General features: G+C 43.4%; 15 protein-coding genes. 9 read left to right on the top strand and 6 right to left on the bottom strand.

Annotated features, from left to right (window positions below):
• Positions 1-531: 531 nt before the first annotated feature.
• The 5 genes from QUA70_RS26300 (at position 532) to QUA70_RS26280 (ending at position 4,596) form a co-directional block, all read left to right on the top strand.
• Positions 532-1,791, top strand: coding sequence for an ABC transporter substrate-binding protein (locus QUA70_RS26300; RefSeq protein WP_333332555.1), 1,260 nt, complete (start codon positions 532-534; stop codon positions 1,789-1,791).
• On the top strand, positions 1,788-1,937 hold the full coding sequence (locus QUA70_RS26295) for a hypothetical protein (RefSeq protein ID WP_333332552.1): 150 nt from the start codon (positions 1,788-1,790) through the stop codon (positions 1,935-1,937). The genes QUA70_RS26300 and QUA70_RS26295 overlap by 4 nt, the downstream gene beginning before the upstream one ends.
• 6 nt (positions 1,938-1,943) lie before the next feature.
• A complete protein-coding gene (locus QUA70_RS26290; RefSeq protein WP_333350810.1) occupies positions 1,944-2,894 on the top strand; it encodes a branched-chain amino acid ABC transporter permease in 951 nt (316 codons plus the stop codon).
• Between the two features lie 151 nt (positions 2,895-3,045).
• Positions 3,046-3,615: a GNAT family N-acetyltransferase gene (locus QUA70_RS26285; RefSeq protein WP_333350790.1), complete on the top strand. Its 570-nt coding sequence runs from the start codon at positions 3,046-3,048 to the stop codon at positions 3,613-3,615.
• Between the two features lie 45 nt (positions 3,616-3,660).
• Positions 3,661-4,596 (top strand): branched-chain amino acid ABC transporter permease, encoded by a 936-nt coding sequence (locus tag QUA70_RS26280; protein WP_333350792.1) that lies wholly within the window; start codon positions 3,661-3,663, stop codon positions 4,594-4,596.
• A gap of 556 nt (positions 4,597-5,152) precedes the next feature.
• On the opposite strand, the gene QUA70_RS26275 is transcribed toward QUA70_RS26280, so the two are convergent.
• Positions 5,153-5,713, bottom strand: coding sequence for a hypothetical protein (locus QUA70_RS26275; protein ID WP_333350794.1), 561 nt, complete (start codon positions 5,711-5,713; stop codon positions 5,153-5,155).
• A gap of 649 nt (positions 5,714-6,362) precedes the next feature.
• On the opposite strand from QUA70_RS26275, the gene QUA70_RS26270 reads away from it, so the two are divergent.
• On the top strand, positions 6,363-6,857 hold the full coding sequence (locus QUA70_RS26270) for a hypothetical protein (RefSeq protein ID WP_333410734.1): 495 nt from the start codon (positions 6,363-6,365) through the stop codon (positions 6,855-6,857).
• 54 nt (positions 6,858-6,911) lie between these two features.
• On the top strand, positions 6,912-7,553 hold the full coding sequence (locus QUA70_RS26265) for a Uma2 family endonuclease (protein ID WP_333350797.1): 642 nt from the start codon (positions 6,912-6,914) through the stop codon (positions 7,551-7,553).
• A gap of 131 nt (positions 7,554-7,684) precedes the next feature.
• Here QUA70_RS26265 and QUA70_RS26260 read toward each other — a convergent pair whose 3' ends face one another.
• From QUA70_RS26260 to rppA, 5 genes are all read right to left on the bottom strand, one after another.
• A complete protein-coding gene (locus QUA70_RS26260) occupies positions 7,685-9,556 on the bottom strand; it encodes a serine/threonine-protein kinase (protein WP_333350799.1) in 1,872 nt (623 codons plus the stop codon).
• Between the two features lie 232 nt (positions 9,557-9,788).
• A complete protein-coding gene (locus QUA70_RS26255) occupies positions 9,789-10,748 on the bottom strand; it encodes an aldo/keto reductase (protein WP_333332530.1) in 960 nt (319 codons plus the stop codon).
• 317 nt (positions 10,749-11,065) lie between these two features.
• On the bottom strand, positions 11,066-11,617 hold the full coding sequence (locus QUA70_RS26250; protein WP_333350801.1) for a DUF3124 domain-containing protein: 552 nt from the start codon (positions 11,615-11,617) through the stop codon (positions 11,066-11,068).
• 85 nt (positions 11,618-11,702) lie between these two features.
• Complete coding sequence (locus tag QUA70_RS26245; protein ID WP_333410732.1) at positions 11,703-12,983, bottom strand: HAMP domain-containing sensor histidine kinase; 1,281 nt, start codon at positions 12,981-12,983, stop codon at positions 11,703-11,705.
• A gap of 18 nt (positions 12,984-13,001) precedes the next feature.
• The gene (rppA, locus tag QUA70_RS26240) at positions 13,002-13,679 is read right to left on the bottom strand and encodes a two-component system response regulator RppA (RefSeq protein WP_333350805.1); all 678 of its coding nucleotides are present in this window, start codon (positions 13,677-13,679) and stop codon (positions 13,002-13,004) included.
• Positions 13,680-14,173: 494 nt separating this feature from the next.
• Here rppA and QUA70_RS26235 point away from each other — a divergent pair, with 494 nt between their 5' ends.
• Together QUA70_RS26235 and QUA70_RS26230 are read left to right on the top strand one after the other, a co-directional pair.
• Positions 14,174-14,386 (top strand): hypothetical protein, encoded by a 213-nt coding sequence (locus QUA70_RS26235; RefSeq protein WP_333350807.1) that lies wholly within the window; start codon positions 14,174-14,176, stop codon positions 14,384-14,386.
• A gap of 219 nt (positions 14,387-14,605) precedes the next feature.
• Positions 14,606-14,992, top strand: coding sequence for a hypothetical protein (locus QUA70_RS26230; RefSeq protein WP_333350808.1), 387 nt, complete (start codon positions 14,606-14,608; stop codon positions 14,990-14,992).
• Positions 14,993-15,207: the final 215 nt, after the last annotated feature.

Below are 15,207 nucleotides of genomic sequence, written 5' to 3'. Positions count from 1 at the left end.
GACCGCCAGCGTTCATCCTGAGCCAGGATCAAACTCTCCGTGTTGTTGAGTTCTTTTGGCTAAAATCAAGTTCTTTCTACTCAGCCTTTTACCGCTGGTTTTTTTCCCTTGACATTTTTCTCTTTGTTTGCGATATTGAGTATCAGCTCTCGCTATATCTCTCTATCTTGATTTTTTTGACGAGGTTAATAGTGCTTTAAGCTTTCAAACTATTCTTTTTTCTAGGTTCAGTTTTTTGCCTTCCGGTTGTGGTTCAGTGAACCGCTTCCCTTCTGGCGCTTTATTAATGTATCAACTCTCCCTAGAGTTGTCAAGCGTTTTGCGAAAATATTTTTGACTTTTTTTTGAACCTATACACACCAAGGGTTTCGGCTGTTTGTCTCGAATCCTGCCTCCGCTGGCTGACTCCTCTTTCCGGGAGGGGGTCTTTTTTTTTTGCAAGATAGGACTTTTGGGGGGAGTATCTACCGCGCATGGGTAGAATATCTCTACGTGTAGATGTTCAATATATAGATGTTCGATCGCCCGCTCATGAAAAACCCTACTGCTCGCCCTAGCGCCTTGTTCGTTACCTGCGCTTCACTGCTGATCGCTTGCAGTCAGACGAACACTCCCCAAACCTCTACTACAGCATCTCCGGCGACTTCGCCATCTCCCGGTGCTTTGCCAGAGGGTTCGTCTGGTGGGGGTAATTCCAACACTATATCTATAGGTATTGGGGTAGCCCAAACTAGCAATGTGGCTTTACTGGGTCAAGAACAGGTGGCTGGGGCAAAAATTGCCCAGAAGTATTTCAACGATAAGGGCGGTGTGGATGGGACGCCGATTAAACTGGTATTCCAAGATACGGGTGGAGATGAACAAGGAACGATCAATGCCTTCAATACTCTGATCAATCAGGATAAGGTGGTAGGTATTGTGGGGCCAACCCTCTCGCAGCAAGCTTTTAGTGCCGATCCGATCGCCGATCGAGCAAAAGTTCCTGTACTCGGACCCTCCAACACCGCTAAAGGCATTCCCCAGATTGGCGATTATGTGGCCAGAGTCTCCGCGCCTGTGGCAGTGGTAGCACCTAATGCAGTTAAAGCTGCACTGAAGCAAAATCCCAATATTAAGAAAGTAGCCGTGTTTTTTGCTCAGAATGATGCTTTTAGCAAATCTGAGACTGAAACTTTTCAGACAACGGTTAAAGATATGGGACTGGAATTGGCAACAGTCCAAAAATTCTTGACTACGGATACAGATTTCCAATCTCAAGCTACTAACGCGATCAATGTCAACCCCGATTTGATAATTATTTCCGGGTTGGCCGCCGATGGAGGCAATTTAATTAAGCAATTGCGGGAGTTGGGTTACAAAGGCGCGATCATTGGGGGCAACGGTCTGAATACTTCTAATGTATTTCCTGTTTGTAAAGCGCTCTGTGATGGAGTTTTGATTGCCCAAGCCTACAGCCCGGAATATGAAAATGAAGTTAACAAGGCTTTTCGCGATGCTTACCGCGCTCAATTCAAGAAGGAACCGCCTCAATTTAGCGCTCAAGCTTTTACGGGCGTCCAAGTTTTTGTTGAGTCATTAAAGGCAATTAATGCTAAGTCTAAGGTTAGGGAAAAACCGTTGGCAGAATTGCGTACAAATTTGAATCAGCAGTTGTTGGGAGGAAAGTACGATACGCCTTTGGGGGAAATTTCTTTTACGCCTGAAGGGGAGATCAATCAGAAAGAGTTTTATGTGGCACGGATTAAGATGGAGGCGGATGGCAATAATGGTAAGTTTGAGTTTTTGAAATGATTGGAGAGGAAAGTTTGGCAACGGAGTCCTTCGACGATTTTAACGGAGTTAACGGATGTCGGGAAGACCGAAGAAGTAAGAGGGAAGAGGAAAAACCAGTGAGGTATTTGTTGTTGAATGATTTTGGTGTGATGCTCAATTTTTAACGGGTGATGGACTTAACTCTGTTTTTGCAACAATTTTTGAATGGTTTGTCGATCGGCAGCGTGTATGCTATTTTTGCTCTGGGCTATACGCTGGTGTTTTCGATTTTGGGAATTATTAACTTTGCTCACGGTGCAGTATTTACCTTGGGTGCTTATTTCACCTATGCGCTAATGGGAGGGACTTTCGGTTTTAATGGGTTGTGGGCTAATGCTAGAATTCCTGTGGAATTGCCTTTTGCTGTGGCGTTAATTTTGGGCAGTGTCATGGCTGGTTTAGTGGGAGTAATTGTCGAACGAGTTGCTTTTTTGCCTTTGCGTCGCCGACACTCAGATTCTCTGCTGACAGTGGTTTCTAGTTTGGGGGTAGCAGTGGCGATCGCCAATATCATCCAATATCTTGTAGGTGCGGAGATTTACACTTTTCCTGCTAACACTTACGGCTATTTGCCTGCTGCAATTAACTTCGGTACAGCGGATAAACCGATTCCGATTCGTACTGTTCAAATAGTGATTTTTGTGGTATCAGTTGCGATTGTAGCTGTCTTAAATTACTTAATAAATTTTACTAAATTTGGTAAAGCAATGCAGGCTGTGGCTGAAGATGCCACTACTTCTAGTTTATTGGGGATTGATACTGATAGGTACATTGTGTTGACGTTTTTTGTGAGCAGTTTTCTGGCTGGTTTGGCGGGGACCTTGGTGGGTTCTAGTGTGAGTATTGCTGGGCCGTATTTTGGTATTGCTTTTGGTTTGAAGGGTTTGGCGGTGATTGTGCTTGGGGGGTTGGGGAGTATTCCTGGGGCGGTTTTGGGTGGGTTTATCATTGGTTTGGTGGAGGCTTTTGTGCCTGGTGATTTTTCGGCTTATAAGGATGCTGTTGCTTTTGCTATATTGTTTATTATGCTATTGGTTAGACCGCAGGGTTTGTTTGGACGGCGTTTGATTCAGAAAGTCTAGGCTGATTTGCAGGACATCTCCTAAGCCTAGGCGGTTTGGACAAGGGAAAACGGGTTTCGAGCAAAGACTATAGCTAAACCAGCCCGTATCATCTGTTGTGGAGTTTTATATACTTACCTAGAAAACTTATGCATACATCAGAGGCCGTTTGATGAATTCTGAAGTTCCATTAATACTAAGCGAGCGCCTTTTTTTGCGATTAGCCAATCAAGACGATATCTGCAAAATAATTAAATTTTACAGAGACAATCAAAAGTTTTTTACTCCCTGGCACCGACAGTGGGCGGAGGAATTTTTAACGGAAAGTTATTGGGAAAAACAAGTAGAGAAAGATTTCCAAGGCTTTAAATCTGACAGATCTTTAAAGCTATGGATTTTTGAGAAGGATAATCCTGAGTATATTGTCGGTAACGTTAATTTTGATAATTTTGTACGAGGGGCCGGTCATTTCTGCTTTTTGGGATATAATCTGGCAGAAGCGCAACAAAGTAAATGTTATATGACAGAAGCTGTGAGAATTGCAATTCAATATGTTTTTGAAGAGTTAAATTTACATCGCATTATGGCAAATTACATGCCTCACAATCAGCGTAGCAGTAATCTACTTAAAAGATTGGGATTTGTGGGAGAAGGTTATGCTAGAGACTATTTGTTGATAAATGGTCGGTGGGAAGACCATATTCAGGCTAGCTTAATAAATCCCAATTGGAAACCAAGCTAACCCGATTTTTTTTAATAACTTATCATCTAAAATATCTAAAATCAAATGGCGACGTTTTTTACTACTTATGGGTTTCTGATTGTCTCTATGTTGCTGGGTGCAATGTTGGGAATGTCGCTGTATTTACCTCTAATGACTGGACAGTTGTCTCTGGCTAGCCCCGGTTTTTATGCGTTGGGTGGGTATATTGCGGCGATTTTGTCTACAACGGTTTTTCAACAGACACGGGGTTTATTTCCGCTGCCACTGCTGTTATTGGAGATGATAATTGCAGGGGTTGTTTCGGGGTTGCTGGGGATTGTGGTGGGAATTCCGGCGCTGCGGTTAAGTGGGATTTATTTGGCGATCGCAACTATTGCTTTTGTGGAAATTTTGCGGGTTTTATCGCTGAATCTGGACATCACTGGGGGGGCAGTGGGCATTTTTGGGATTCCGCAACCGTTTGCGACACCGATCGAGTATTTGTGGATTGTACTACCTTTACTTTTGGTAAGTATGGCGATTGTGTATCGGCTGGAACGGATTCGGGTGGGGCGCGCTTTTGCTGCGATCCGCGCTGATGAGTTGGCGGCTGATGCGATCGGCATTAACCCAACTTTTTATAAGGTTTTGGCTTTCACGTTAGGTGCTGTTTTAGCTGGGGTTGTGGGTGCAGTTAGTGCCCATTTCCTGAATACTTGGAACGCGCGTCAAGGTACTTTTGATGCTAGTATTATTTACTTGACTTCTGTGTTGATTGGTGGTAGCAGAACTTTTCTGGGAGCAGTTTTGGGTGGGATGGTGTTTACTGCTTTGCCGGAGGTTTTGAGGGGAATGGCGACTATTCAGGGATTGCCGGTTTGGTTGGCGCAATTTCTGCGGGATGGGCGGTTAATTATTTTTGGGGTGCTGATTGTGTTGGGGACGATATTTTTTCCGCAAGGGTTGGTGACGCCGGAGTTGTTGAAGAAGTGGAGGAAGGGCGATCGTACTTCTGTTTAAAATTAGGCTTTTGGTAAAAAAAACAAAGTGCGATCGCATCCCCACTCCTTATCGATCGCCTATCAATAAAAAAGTAAGGGGTGATCGCATTCGCTGTAGGCTGGGTTGAGCAGCATTGAGCTTGTTGCCTGTCATTTATCGAATCAGGCAAAACCCAACATCCATTGGCTTGAGCGGGGCTTAGGCGTTGGGTTTCATGCTTCAACCCAACCTACCGTGTGGGCGATCGCACTAATACATAACTTAGTTACCGAAGCACACTTGAAGAGTTCCTCCGTTATCGCCAAGTGCATTATCAGCATCATTAATTCTCATGTCTACAGATCCAAAGCCACTTGTGAAAGATACTGGATTCTGAACCCATAAAGTCCCGCCACGTGTTCCCATTAACAAAGCACCGAGATCATTGCCTTATCTTATCTGGCATTATAACTGACCAGAAACTGCTTCGGAAGAATCATTCGCGTTCAAACAAAAAAAGGTGCGTAACATTTCTTTAACGCACCTTACTAGATTGGCGATCATACTAATGTGCAAACTGCGATACGCAAGTTATCTAGCGAGCATTACGACAGGCATCTGCGGCTGTTGACTCACTGGTTTCAGTTCTGACAGTTTGCCACTGCCAACCACCAAAACCATTGTTAGCATTTTCTTCGGGTGTACTGAGTCTAGCGCAGCCACTGCGAGTACAAACTGGTTTTCTTACATATAGCAAACCATTCATACATTGCTGAATTGCCTGTGGATCTCCGCCAGGCCTTCTTCTTTGTCTTATATCTTCACTATCTGGTGTTGTGCTTGCAGAACTTTCCAAAGCTCGCTGACAGTATTGATTTGCATCACTCTGAGAAAATGGACCTTTATACAGTGCATTGACGCAAGTTGTGAATTCTTCATTCACCGCTCTTCCTCTGAATGCCGTTAAGCAATTTTTAGCAGCATCATTGGCACTGTAAGGACCACTGTACAAGTTAAGAACGCACTGACTAAAACTTTCATTGGTTTGCGCCTTTGCTGGAAAACTGAAAACTATCAAAGGAAGTGAGAAGCTTAATGTTACTGCTGAGAACAGTGAAGCCACAGAATAAAATGGAGCTTTTATTGAATTCGACATTTTACCTCCTAGTAAAGGACAACATTAATTTTTTATAATTATCGAAAGCTTGCGGTCTAACTATTAATTGTCCCGCAGTTGCAGTACAATACTCTTCCTGGTCGGCTTATCCCGCACATCTGCGGTTTAAATCCGAACAGTTTGAACTACTTTTGCCCTGCCTTAACCCAAGTAAAACCAAAGCCCGATCGCCCTGGCAGTCGGATTGAGTCGGAACTTTTCCAGAAAAATTTGCCCAAATGTCTCAAAGAAAGATCGGATAATATCGGCAAAACCTGCCTATCTGACCGATCGATAGACATTAGAAGCCTGAAAACTGGTAGATGAAATTCTGTTCGCAATACAAGCGATCGCCCAAAACCTATAAGATAATTTGGAAGTGCGATCGCAATTTTCAACTTAGTAAAGCACCATCACTCGCTATTGGACATTGAGATTAGATGTACACTACCTTCTTCCAGCGAAGCTGATTCTTATCCTTTTCCACATCATAGACCGATCGCACAAAACTGCAAAGCGAAAAAAGACGGAAAAAGACGGGTCTTTCTAAAATCGCTATGCAAGGCGGAAAAAGACGGATAAAGGCGGATAAAGTCGGCTATACTAACTATAGTTCTCTGACACCCTACTGATGGACACTGCCCATATCTTGCAATTTGTAGATGAAGTGGTCTGCGCGAATACTGGCAAACATCTCAATGACTTGCAACGTAAAATTATCGAGGGAATACTGAAGCAACAAAAGTATTCTGATATTGCAGATACTTATGGTTGTACGGCGGGTCATGCTAAGGATATCGGTTACAAGCTTTTGCAAATGTTATCTGATGTTTTTGATGAACCAGTGGATAAACGTAATCTTAAATCTATGCTAGAGCGGCAATTAAATCTGAATATAAATTTTGGCGATCGCAATAATAATACTCATTTTGGTCATAGCCACACAATTAACTATATCAATGGTTGCTCAGAACTACCCACTCCTACCCCAACTAAAAGTCAGCCTCCGACTCCCGACTACCAGGATGGCACGAATCAAGTTAAAATTGAAATGGCTGGTAAATTACGACAGTTGGGATTAAAGGATGAGCAAATTGCAGAGGTGCTAGGGTTAGCCGGGGAGGTAGTGAAGCAGATAGATTGATAATAGCTTTTAGTTGTTTAAAACACACATCCTCAGTCAGGAGGTATAAGTTTTATGTTTGCAGTTGTCACGCCAGAAAAAATTCATTTGCCGCCAGGAACAGTGATTAAATTGCCTGGTAGTTGGCAGGATTACCAATCACTTGTAGCACAATTGGGCGATCGTTCAATTCCGCGCATCAAATATCGATCAGGAGAGATTTTGTTAATGTCCCCTTTACCAGTACACGGAAAACAATCTCATATTATTGCAATGGTGGCAAGGGTTTTCCTAGATTACTTGGGGCGAGATTATGAAGCGTTTACGCCCATTACGATGGATTTGCCGGAGGTAAGAGGGATTGAACCAGATTATTGTTTTTATATCGATAATTGCGCGGCAATTCTTGGTAAAGATCGGATTGCTTGGGGTGTTGAACCGCCGCCCGATCTAGTAATCGAAGTAGACGTAACTAGCTACACGGATTTAGATGATTACTTGCCTTATCAAGTGCCGGAAGTGTGGCTGTTTAAGAAAAATAGGCTAATAATTTACTGTTTACAAAATGATCGATATGTCGAAAGTTTAATCAGCCGTTATTTTCCCAATTTTAATGTATCAGAAATTGTGGAGGAATGCTGGCAAATGTCGCGCGATCGCCCTACAAGTACAGTCATTCGGGAGTTGCGGCAAAAAATTGAAATGGAAAACTGTTGAATCATATCGTGTTCAGTGAATTGACCATAATTCCTGTAGGGGCAGGTTCACCAACAATAATTGCCTAAAACCACTAATTCTCATAAACCTGCCCCCGCCCAACGATTACAAACAACTTTGATTGTGGCTAATTAAACAAAGGTCATATTCTGCCAAATCTTAATAGTTTTGTCACTGCTGCCGCTAGCAAAAAACTCTCCTTCCGGGCTAAAATTAACAGAATAAACCGAGTTAGTATGACCTGCAATATTACAGACTTCTTGACCGTCTTTCACTCGCCAAATCTTAATAGTTTGATTGCTGCTGCTAGCCAGAATCTCGCCATCGGGACTAAAAGCAATAGAATCAACATACCACGAATGACCTCTGATAGTTAAAACTTCTTGCCAATCTTTGACCCACCAAATTTTAATAGTATTGTCATGGCTGCCGCTAGCCAAAAACTCGCCATTGGGACTGAAAGCTATGCAGCGAACGGAGTCTGTATGACCTGTAAGTGTGCGAATTAACTTCCCATCTTTAACTCGCCAAATCTTGACTGTTCTGTCCCAACTGCAGCTAGCAAGAGTTTCGCCATCCGGGCTAAAAGCAACAAAATAAACTAAATTAGTGTGACCCGCAAGGGTGCGAATTTCTTGCCCGTCTTTGACGCGCCAAATCTTGATTGTTTTGTCCCAACTGCTGCTAGCAATAATTTCGCCATCGGGGCTGAAAGCTGCGCCGTAAACTGAGTTAATGTGACCGCTTAGAGTCAGGATTTCTTGCCCGTCTTTCATCCGCCAAAGTTTTACAGTTTTGTCGTGGCTGCTGCTGGCTAGCATTAGTCCGTCCGGGCTGAAAGCTACTGTATAAACCGAGTTAGCGTGTCCTATGAGGGTGACAATTTCTTGCCCGTCTTCAACTCCCCACAGCTTGATTGTTTTGTCATCGCTGCCGCTGGCTACAACTTCTCCGTTGGGGCTGAAAGCAACAGAGTAAATTAAGTTTCTGTGACCTGTGAGGGTGTGAAGACATTGCCAGTTATAGATTTGTTGTTGGGGCTGGGCGGGAGTTTTTCCGGGTTTAACTAACTTGGAACTTGTTTTAGGAATTGCTAGATCGATCGCAACTTGGGGATTAATTTCTTTTAATACTTCAACAGCCGTTTGATAGCGGTGGTTGGTAGCATTTGCAATCATTTTATCTAAAATTTTACCTAGTTGTTCCCTGACTGGGTTGTTAGCCAAATACTGCCGCCAGATCCAGGCATCTTCACCAGGATCGAACAAATCAAAAGGGGAAACTTGAGTTAGCAAATACAGGCAGGTTACGCCTAAACTGTACAAATCGCTGGTAAAAAATGCTTTGCCTCTAGCTTGTTCGGGGGCGATGTATTCGGGGCTGCCGATGCTGGTTCCTGTTTTGAGTAAGGCTGTACCTGTGGCAATTTTTGCGGCGCCAAAGTCTACTAAAACTAATTGTTTGTCGGCGCGGCGGATGATGTTTCCGGGTTTGATGTCTCGGTGAATAACGTTGTGGGAGTGGATGAAGTGAAGGACGGGTAATAAGCTATTGAGTAAGTCTTGAATTTGATTTTCTGTAAATCTGCCTTCTGTCTCTACAATTTGTGCTAAATTTTGCCCGTCGATAAATTCTTGGACTACATATTGTCTGCTGTCTTGGATAGAATAGGCTAATAGTTCTGGAATTTGAGGGTGTTTGCCCAATTCGTCTAATCGCATTGCTTCTTGTTCAAAAAGTTCAGCTGCTTTTTTGCTGTTGCGATTGCTTGCTGATGGGATTAGTTGGGTTTCTGCAGGTAAAAATTGTTTGATGACGCAGCGAGGTTTTGAGGGTTTGTCTTCGTCAACGGCGAGGAATGTTCTACCAAAACCGCCTTGTCCGATCGCCTTTATGGCCCGGTAGCGATCGCGCAGTAGCAGTTTTGAACGGCAATTCCTGCAAATTTTGGCTGCGGGAGGGTTTTGTGGCTTGGAACAGTTGGGGTGTAGGCAGTAACTCATTCGATTTTAGATTTTAAATTTTAGATTTTGGATTGGGGATTTGGGAGTAGGGATTTTAGATTTTATGTTTTTGAATATTTGCACTAGGCAGTAAATATTATACCTCTTGTCCGACTCTATAAAATTGATAGGACTTATTCTCAAACGGGTTTTACGCGGTACTTATAGGGGTAAGGTGCGCGGTTCGGCGCACCCTACATATAGAGGTTTTTCTAGTCCTGAATTAACGCTTTTAAAAATTCCACATAACGGGGTTATCGTCTAAATGATCGGTGACGGTGCGCCCGATCGCGTCAATTTCTTTTAATTCCTCTTCACTCAATTTTACCTCAGCAGCTTTAGCATTTTCGGCTGCTTGTTCCCCGTCGCGCGCGCCGACAATTGCATTTGTTTGGGGCTGGGAAATCAACCAGGCTAAAGCTAAGTTACCCAAGCTTGTTTGATGTCGATCGGCAATTGGCCTGAGTTGATTTAATGCTGTTTGCACTCGGTCGTAATTTTCTTTGATGAACAGCTTATTTTTGGCGCGGTGGTCGCCTTCTTCAAACTTGTGTTCTGGCCCAAATTTACCTGTCAATATTCCTTGAGCTAGAGATGAATAGGCAATGATTGAGATATGATTGTCCACACAATAGGACATAGCATCTTTTTCTACCCAGCGCCAAAAGAGAGAATATGGCGGTTGCAAGCTGTCGATGCGTCCGTATTGGGCGGCTTCTTCTATTTGGGCACGCGAGAAGTTGGAAACGCCGATCGCCCGAATTTTTCCCTGTTCTTTTAACTTGTTCAGGGCGTCCATTGTTTCTGCAATGGGCACTAACTCGGAATTCCAAGTGCCAGCGGGCCAGTGGATTTGGTAAAGGTCGATATAATCGGTGTTGAGGTTTTTTAGCGATCGATCGCAGGCTTCGATTAACAAATCGGGTTTCAGGTGGTTGGCGAAAACTTTGCTAGCATAAACTACTTGCGATCGCACATCTGAAAGTGCTTGACCGATAATTTGTTCCGAATGCCCTTCTCCGTAAACCTCAGCCGTATCAAAGGTTGTAATACCTGCCTCAAAAGCCGCGCGCATTGCTTTGACAGTTTCAGCATCCTCAATTCCCACCCACATCCGCTTCCCAGCTTGCCAAGTCCCCATAATTATCGGGGTAATCTGAATTTGTGATGTTCCCAATTGTCGCTTTTGCATACCCTAAGTCCTCATTTATATTTTTAGTATTCACCCTCAAGCTCTCTAATCTTAACAGAAAAAAGTTGGGTAGTCATGCACAGTAATGCTATCGTTTTATTTTGCAATAAATAGTGATGTACAAAGTTAAAAATTAAAAAGGGGAGCATCTCACTTTTGCAGCCAAGCTAGGAATTGAAGTTAGGAGTCAGGAGCCAGTAGGAAAAAAGTCAGAAGGAAGAAGGAAGAAGCCAGAAAAAGTGTTTTTACAAATATGAGATGCTCCCCTTAGGGTAGTCTCAAACTACTTTGTAAAGCAATAATTTAATCCTCTAAAATCACTTCTGCATCTGGTGTTGCTTGAGAACTTTAGCGGGACTGATAAATGAAATGCCCTGAGAAGATGAGGTACTAATCATGACAGCTTCAATGACAGGCTCATAAACCGTTTTTTCTGCAACCCACTCCACAATAAAGTTTGCACCTGAGCCTCCACTTGTATCATCTGCTGCAATGAAAAAGTCTGTGGAAGCAAGTGGCTTGAGTTCTACTGGACTCTTAATGTCCTGCCTAATCAATTTCCCATCACTATCGTAGTAACGCACCGAAGTAATAATAATCGAATTTGTCAGATCCGTATTGCGGATACTGAGGGTGGCTGACAAATTCATGACTTGATCCTGGCTATTGTAGTGATAAATATGTGAGTAAATAGGGACATATACGGTTTGTCCCATCACAACTTTTGTTTTATCTAACGGGACTGCTTTCAGTGAAATTTCACGTTTTATATCAGGTTGTTGTCTTGGTGAGGTAGTTTGGTCGGAACAAGAACTCAGGACGATCGCCCCTAGCGCCCAACCAACCCAGAAATCATGTTTCAACTTCATCGGCATTCATCCAAATACACCACATACATTGCAGTTACGTCTAAAGCAGAAAGCAGAGTGAACATTCTCTCTCGTTTGAGGCGGCTTAGTGATAAGGTTTGAGCGGCAGTTCAACCTGGAACGTTGAGCCTTGACCCACTTCACTCGTCACCTGTATTTTTCCGCTGTGTGCCTTGACAATTTGTTCGACGATCGCCAACCCCAGCCCAAAGCCTCCACTCTCCTGCGAGCGATCGGTGTCTACTCGATAGAAGCGATCAAAAATATAGGGTAAATCCACTTCTGGAATACCAATTCCCGTATCGATTATCTGAATGACTGCCAAATTGGAATGAAGAACTAGGCGTATCTTTACAGTTCCGCCAACGGGAGTATATTTACAGGCGTTGTAAAGCAAGTTTTCGACTACTTGCCGTAGCAAATCAGGATCAGCCAATAATTCAATCGGTTGTTCCGGTGATTCGCAGGTTAGTTTGATATTTTGGGCTTCTGCAAGTGCCAGAAACTGGATTGCTAAATTGCTCAGCAACTCGTTGAGATTGATTAACTTGAGCGATTCCGGCGCAAGGTGCCCCTGATGACGAGCCAACAGCAGTAAATTATTCACCAGGGATCCCATTGATTTTGCGCTATCTACAATGTTTTCTAAGGGAGGATGGTAACGTGAATCATCAGCCGCGATCAGCAACCCAAGCTGGGCATTCGTGAGAATTGCAGAGAGGGGCGATCGCAACTCGTGAGAGGCATCGGCTGTAAAGCGCTGAAGCTGCTGATAGGCTTGCCGAATCGGTTGCATGGCCAGCCCACTGAGAAACCAACCTGTGAGGGCAATTAAGCCCAGTGTCAGCGGGACAGCGAGAGTTAGCACAATCTGAAGCTGAGTGAGCCTGTTTTGAGTTTCTGTCAGGGGAGTTGCAACCTGAAGATAACCGAGTACCCCTGTTCTACCTTCAACGGGTAATGTCACCTGACGCAGCCAGATTCCTTTTCCCAAAAGTGGATCGGTCGATCGAACTGTGAGATAACCAAAGGGCGTATTTAACTGCTCTGGAGGAGAATCCCCAAAAAAACGAACGAGCCGCCTTTGTGGGTTATACCAGCGTACATAAATCAGATCTTCTGCAAGGGGATGAGACCCACTGCCTAACAAGGGGACATGACTCAGATCGACCTGGCTCTCGTTTTTTTGAACTTCATAATACACGCTGGCAGCCATGACTCTAGTCTTGTCATAGAGCAGTCGGTCAAGCGCCTCTAGTTTATCTTTTACCTCAATCTGATAAATCACCCCAGCAAACAGCACAAGAATGCTTCCCATTGAGAGGGTGAACCAACGAGCCAGATTGCGACGACTTTGATTGAACACGGCTTGCCTTTACGATCGTTACTTTTCAGGGGAACTGAGGCGATAACCCATACCGTAAATGCTCTCAATCCAGTCTGCAGATCCTACAGCCTGCAAGCGTTGGCGGAGTTTGCGAATTAGAACAGTGATCGCATTGCTCTCTGGTTCAGTCCCCCATTCCCACACGCCTTGTTCAATCTGATTCCGAGTCAAAACCTGTCGAGGATGACGCATAAAATACTCCAACAACTGAAACTCTCGACTGGAGAGGGAAACGGTTGCACCTTGTCGCTCAACAGTAAGAGTATCGAGGTGGAGGTGTAGATCCTCAAGGCTGAGCGTATCTCCTTGCCAAAGGGGCGATCGCCGTCTTAATGCCCGCACTCGTGCCATGAATTCAACCAAATCGATCGGTTTCACCAGGTAATCATCTGCACCTGCGTCTAAGCCGGTCACTTTTTCAGGCGTGGTATCTCTTGCCGTGATCATCAAAATCGGCGCTGTTTTCCCTGCGGCTCGATATTGGCGACAGAGATTTACCCCGCTGATATGTGGCAACATCCAGTCCAAAATCAACAAATCATATTCTTTTTCTGATAACAGCCACTGTGCCGTCTCTCCATCTTTTACCCCATCCACGCTATGTCCTGCTTGAGACAGCACTGTTTGAAGTGGCATCAGTTGCTTTGGGTCGTCCTCCACAAGTAAGATTCTCATATTTTTATTTAATTGGGCTTATAAACGCGGTGTTCTTATGAAACTGAAACATTTGACGCATCGCCCTTGAGTATGATTTCAGCAGAGCGGTAACTCCAGTAAAGTGCAAATATAGCAATCCTAATTACTTTTTCTATTAAAATTTTAAATGTTAAAGGTAATCCAGTAAAAAATTGGAAACCCAATTATTAAGAATTTATTAATTTTTAATAATATAGGTTTGTTATGTTACAATAGGTAGTATCAGCAGGCAGAACTTGTTATTTTTCAATAAGCAAGCACTGCTGTATCGATTAGCACTTATAATTCTCAAATTTTGAGAGTCGGTTGGCAGGCTTCTTTAGAGGCTTGCTATCAAAAACTGACTTCCTAAAAAATAAAATGAACCAACGTTTGCCGCGGAGTTCCTAATACAGGATCTCCTTTTTTTTTGGTTTGTTTGCAAAACAGAGAAATTAAGAGCTTGTTGATAAATACAAACAAAGGAGACAAAAATGAAAAAAAGACAATACAACAAGCGGTCAGTTAAAGGCAAAGTTCGCTTTCCCCAAACTCCTATTTTGGGAGCTGTCGTTCTGTTGTTGGTAATTGGTTGTATGGTGCTGGCTGCTATTGACTCCAGTACCCGACCAATGTTTGGTGATCTAACTAAAACTGTAGTTGTAGCTTATATAGGGTTGCACATTCCCCCATGGAATCAAAAATGACAACAGTGTTAGACCACACCAATTAAAGGTGGATAATTTTCTCTTTTAGTTGTGATGTCAAAGTTTGTTAAGGAGGTTGGTGACGATCGACTAAAGTGTTTAAAACTAACAGTTACATTTAAATATGTAACTTTTAGTTATATTCTAAACAATAATCATTTGTGAATTTCTTACTCCCTCCCCTTACCAAGGGGAGGGTTGGGGTGGGGTAAAAAATTTATGTGGCAAGTTACTAAACGTTGGCTAAAAGCATCAGGCGCAGAGTTTTGGTTGCCATTGCCGTTTGTGGCGATCGCGTTTTGGGTTAGCTCCAGTTTCCTAATGGCTCAAGAATTACAACAACCCCAGATCGTAAAGAATAAACTTCAGGCAGATACCCAGCTTAAAGCAACGGTGTCTGTCAATATATTGCTGATTAATGCGGTGATTAACCGAAAACAAGGAACCACCCAGGTTGCGGTAGAAACAGCAGAACCCATTTTGAAGCGATTGGAATTAGAATTGCCAATGACTGACGCAAGCCAGATAGAGGCAGCGATCGCCCAAGAACTACAGTTATCACGTCAAAATGTTCGCCAGTTAGTTCGTTACGAGATCGTTGAATAAGTTTATTGTTTCAATATTTCGATCGCATCCAGTCCAATAAGGTTGGCAAATCCATAGGTTTCCTCACTGCGATAGCGCAATTTTTTAAGTGGCAAGAAGCGCCAAATGCTCTTGCCACTTCACTGTTAGGAACTACTGAATAGACCTCTTGCAAAAAAAATCTATGCTATAATAGAAGGTTTTCAATTTAATCCCCCTAGAGCTAACTCATAATT

It is taken from the genome of Microcoleus sp. LAD1_D5 (genome assembly GCF_036702115.1).
GTDB lineage: Bacteria > Cyanobacteriota > Cyanobacteriia > Cyanobacteriales > Microcoleaceae > Microcoleus.
The sequence above is the reverse complement of the archived record's forward strand: the minus strand, read 5'-3'. Positions and strand labels throughout refer to the sequence as shown.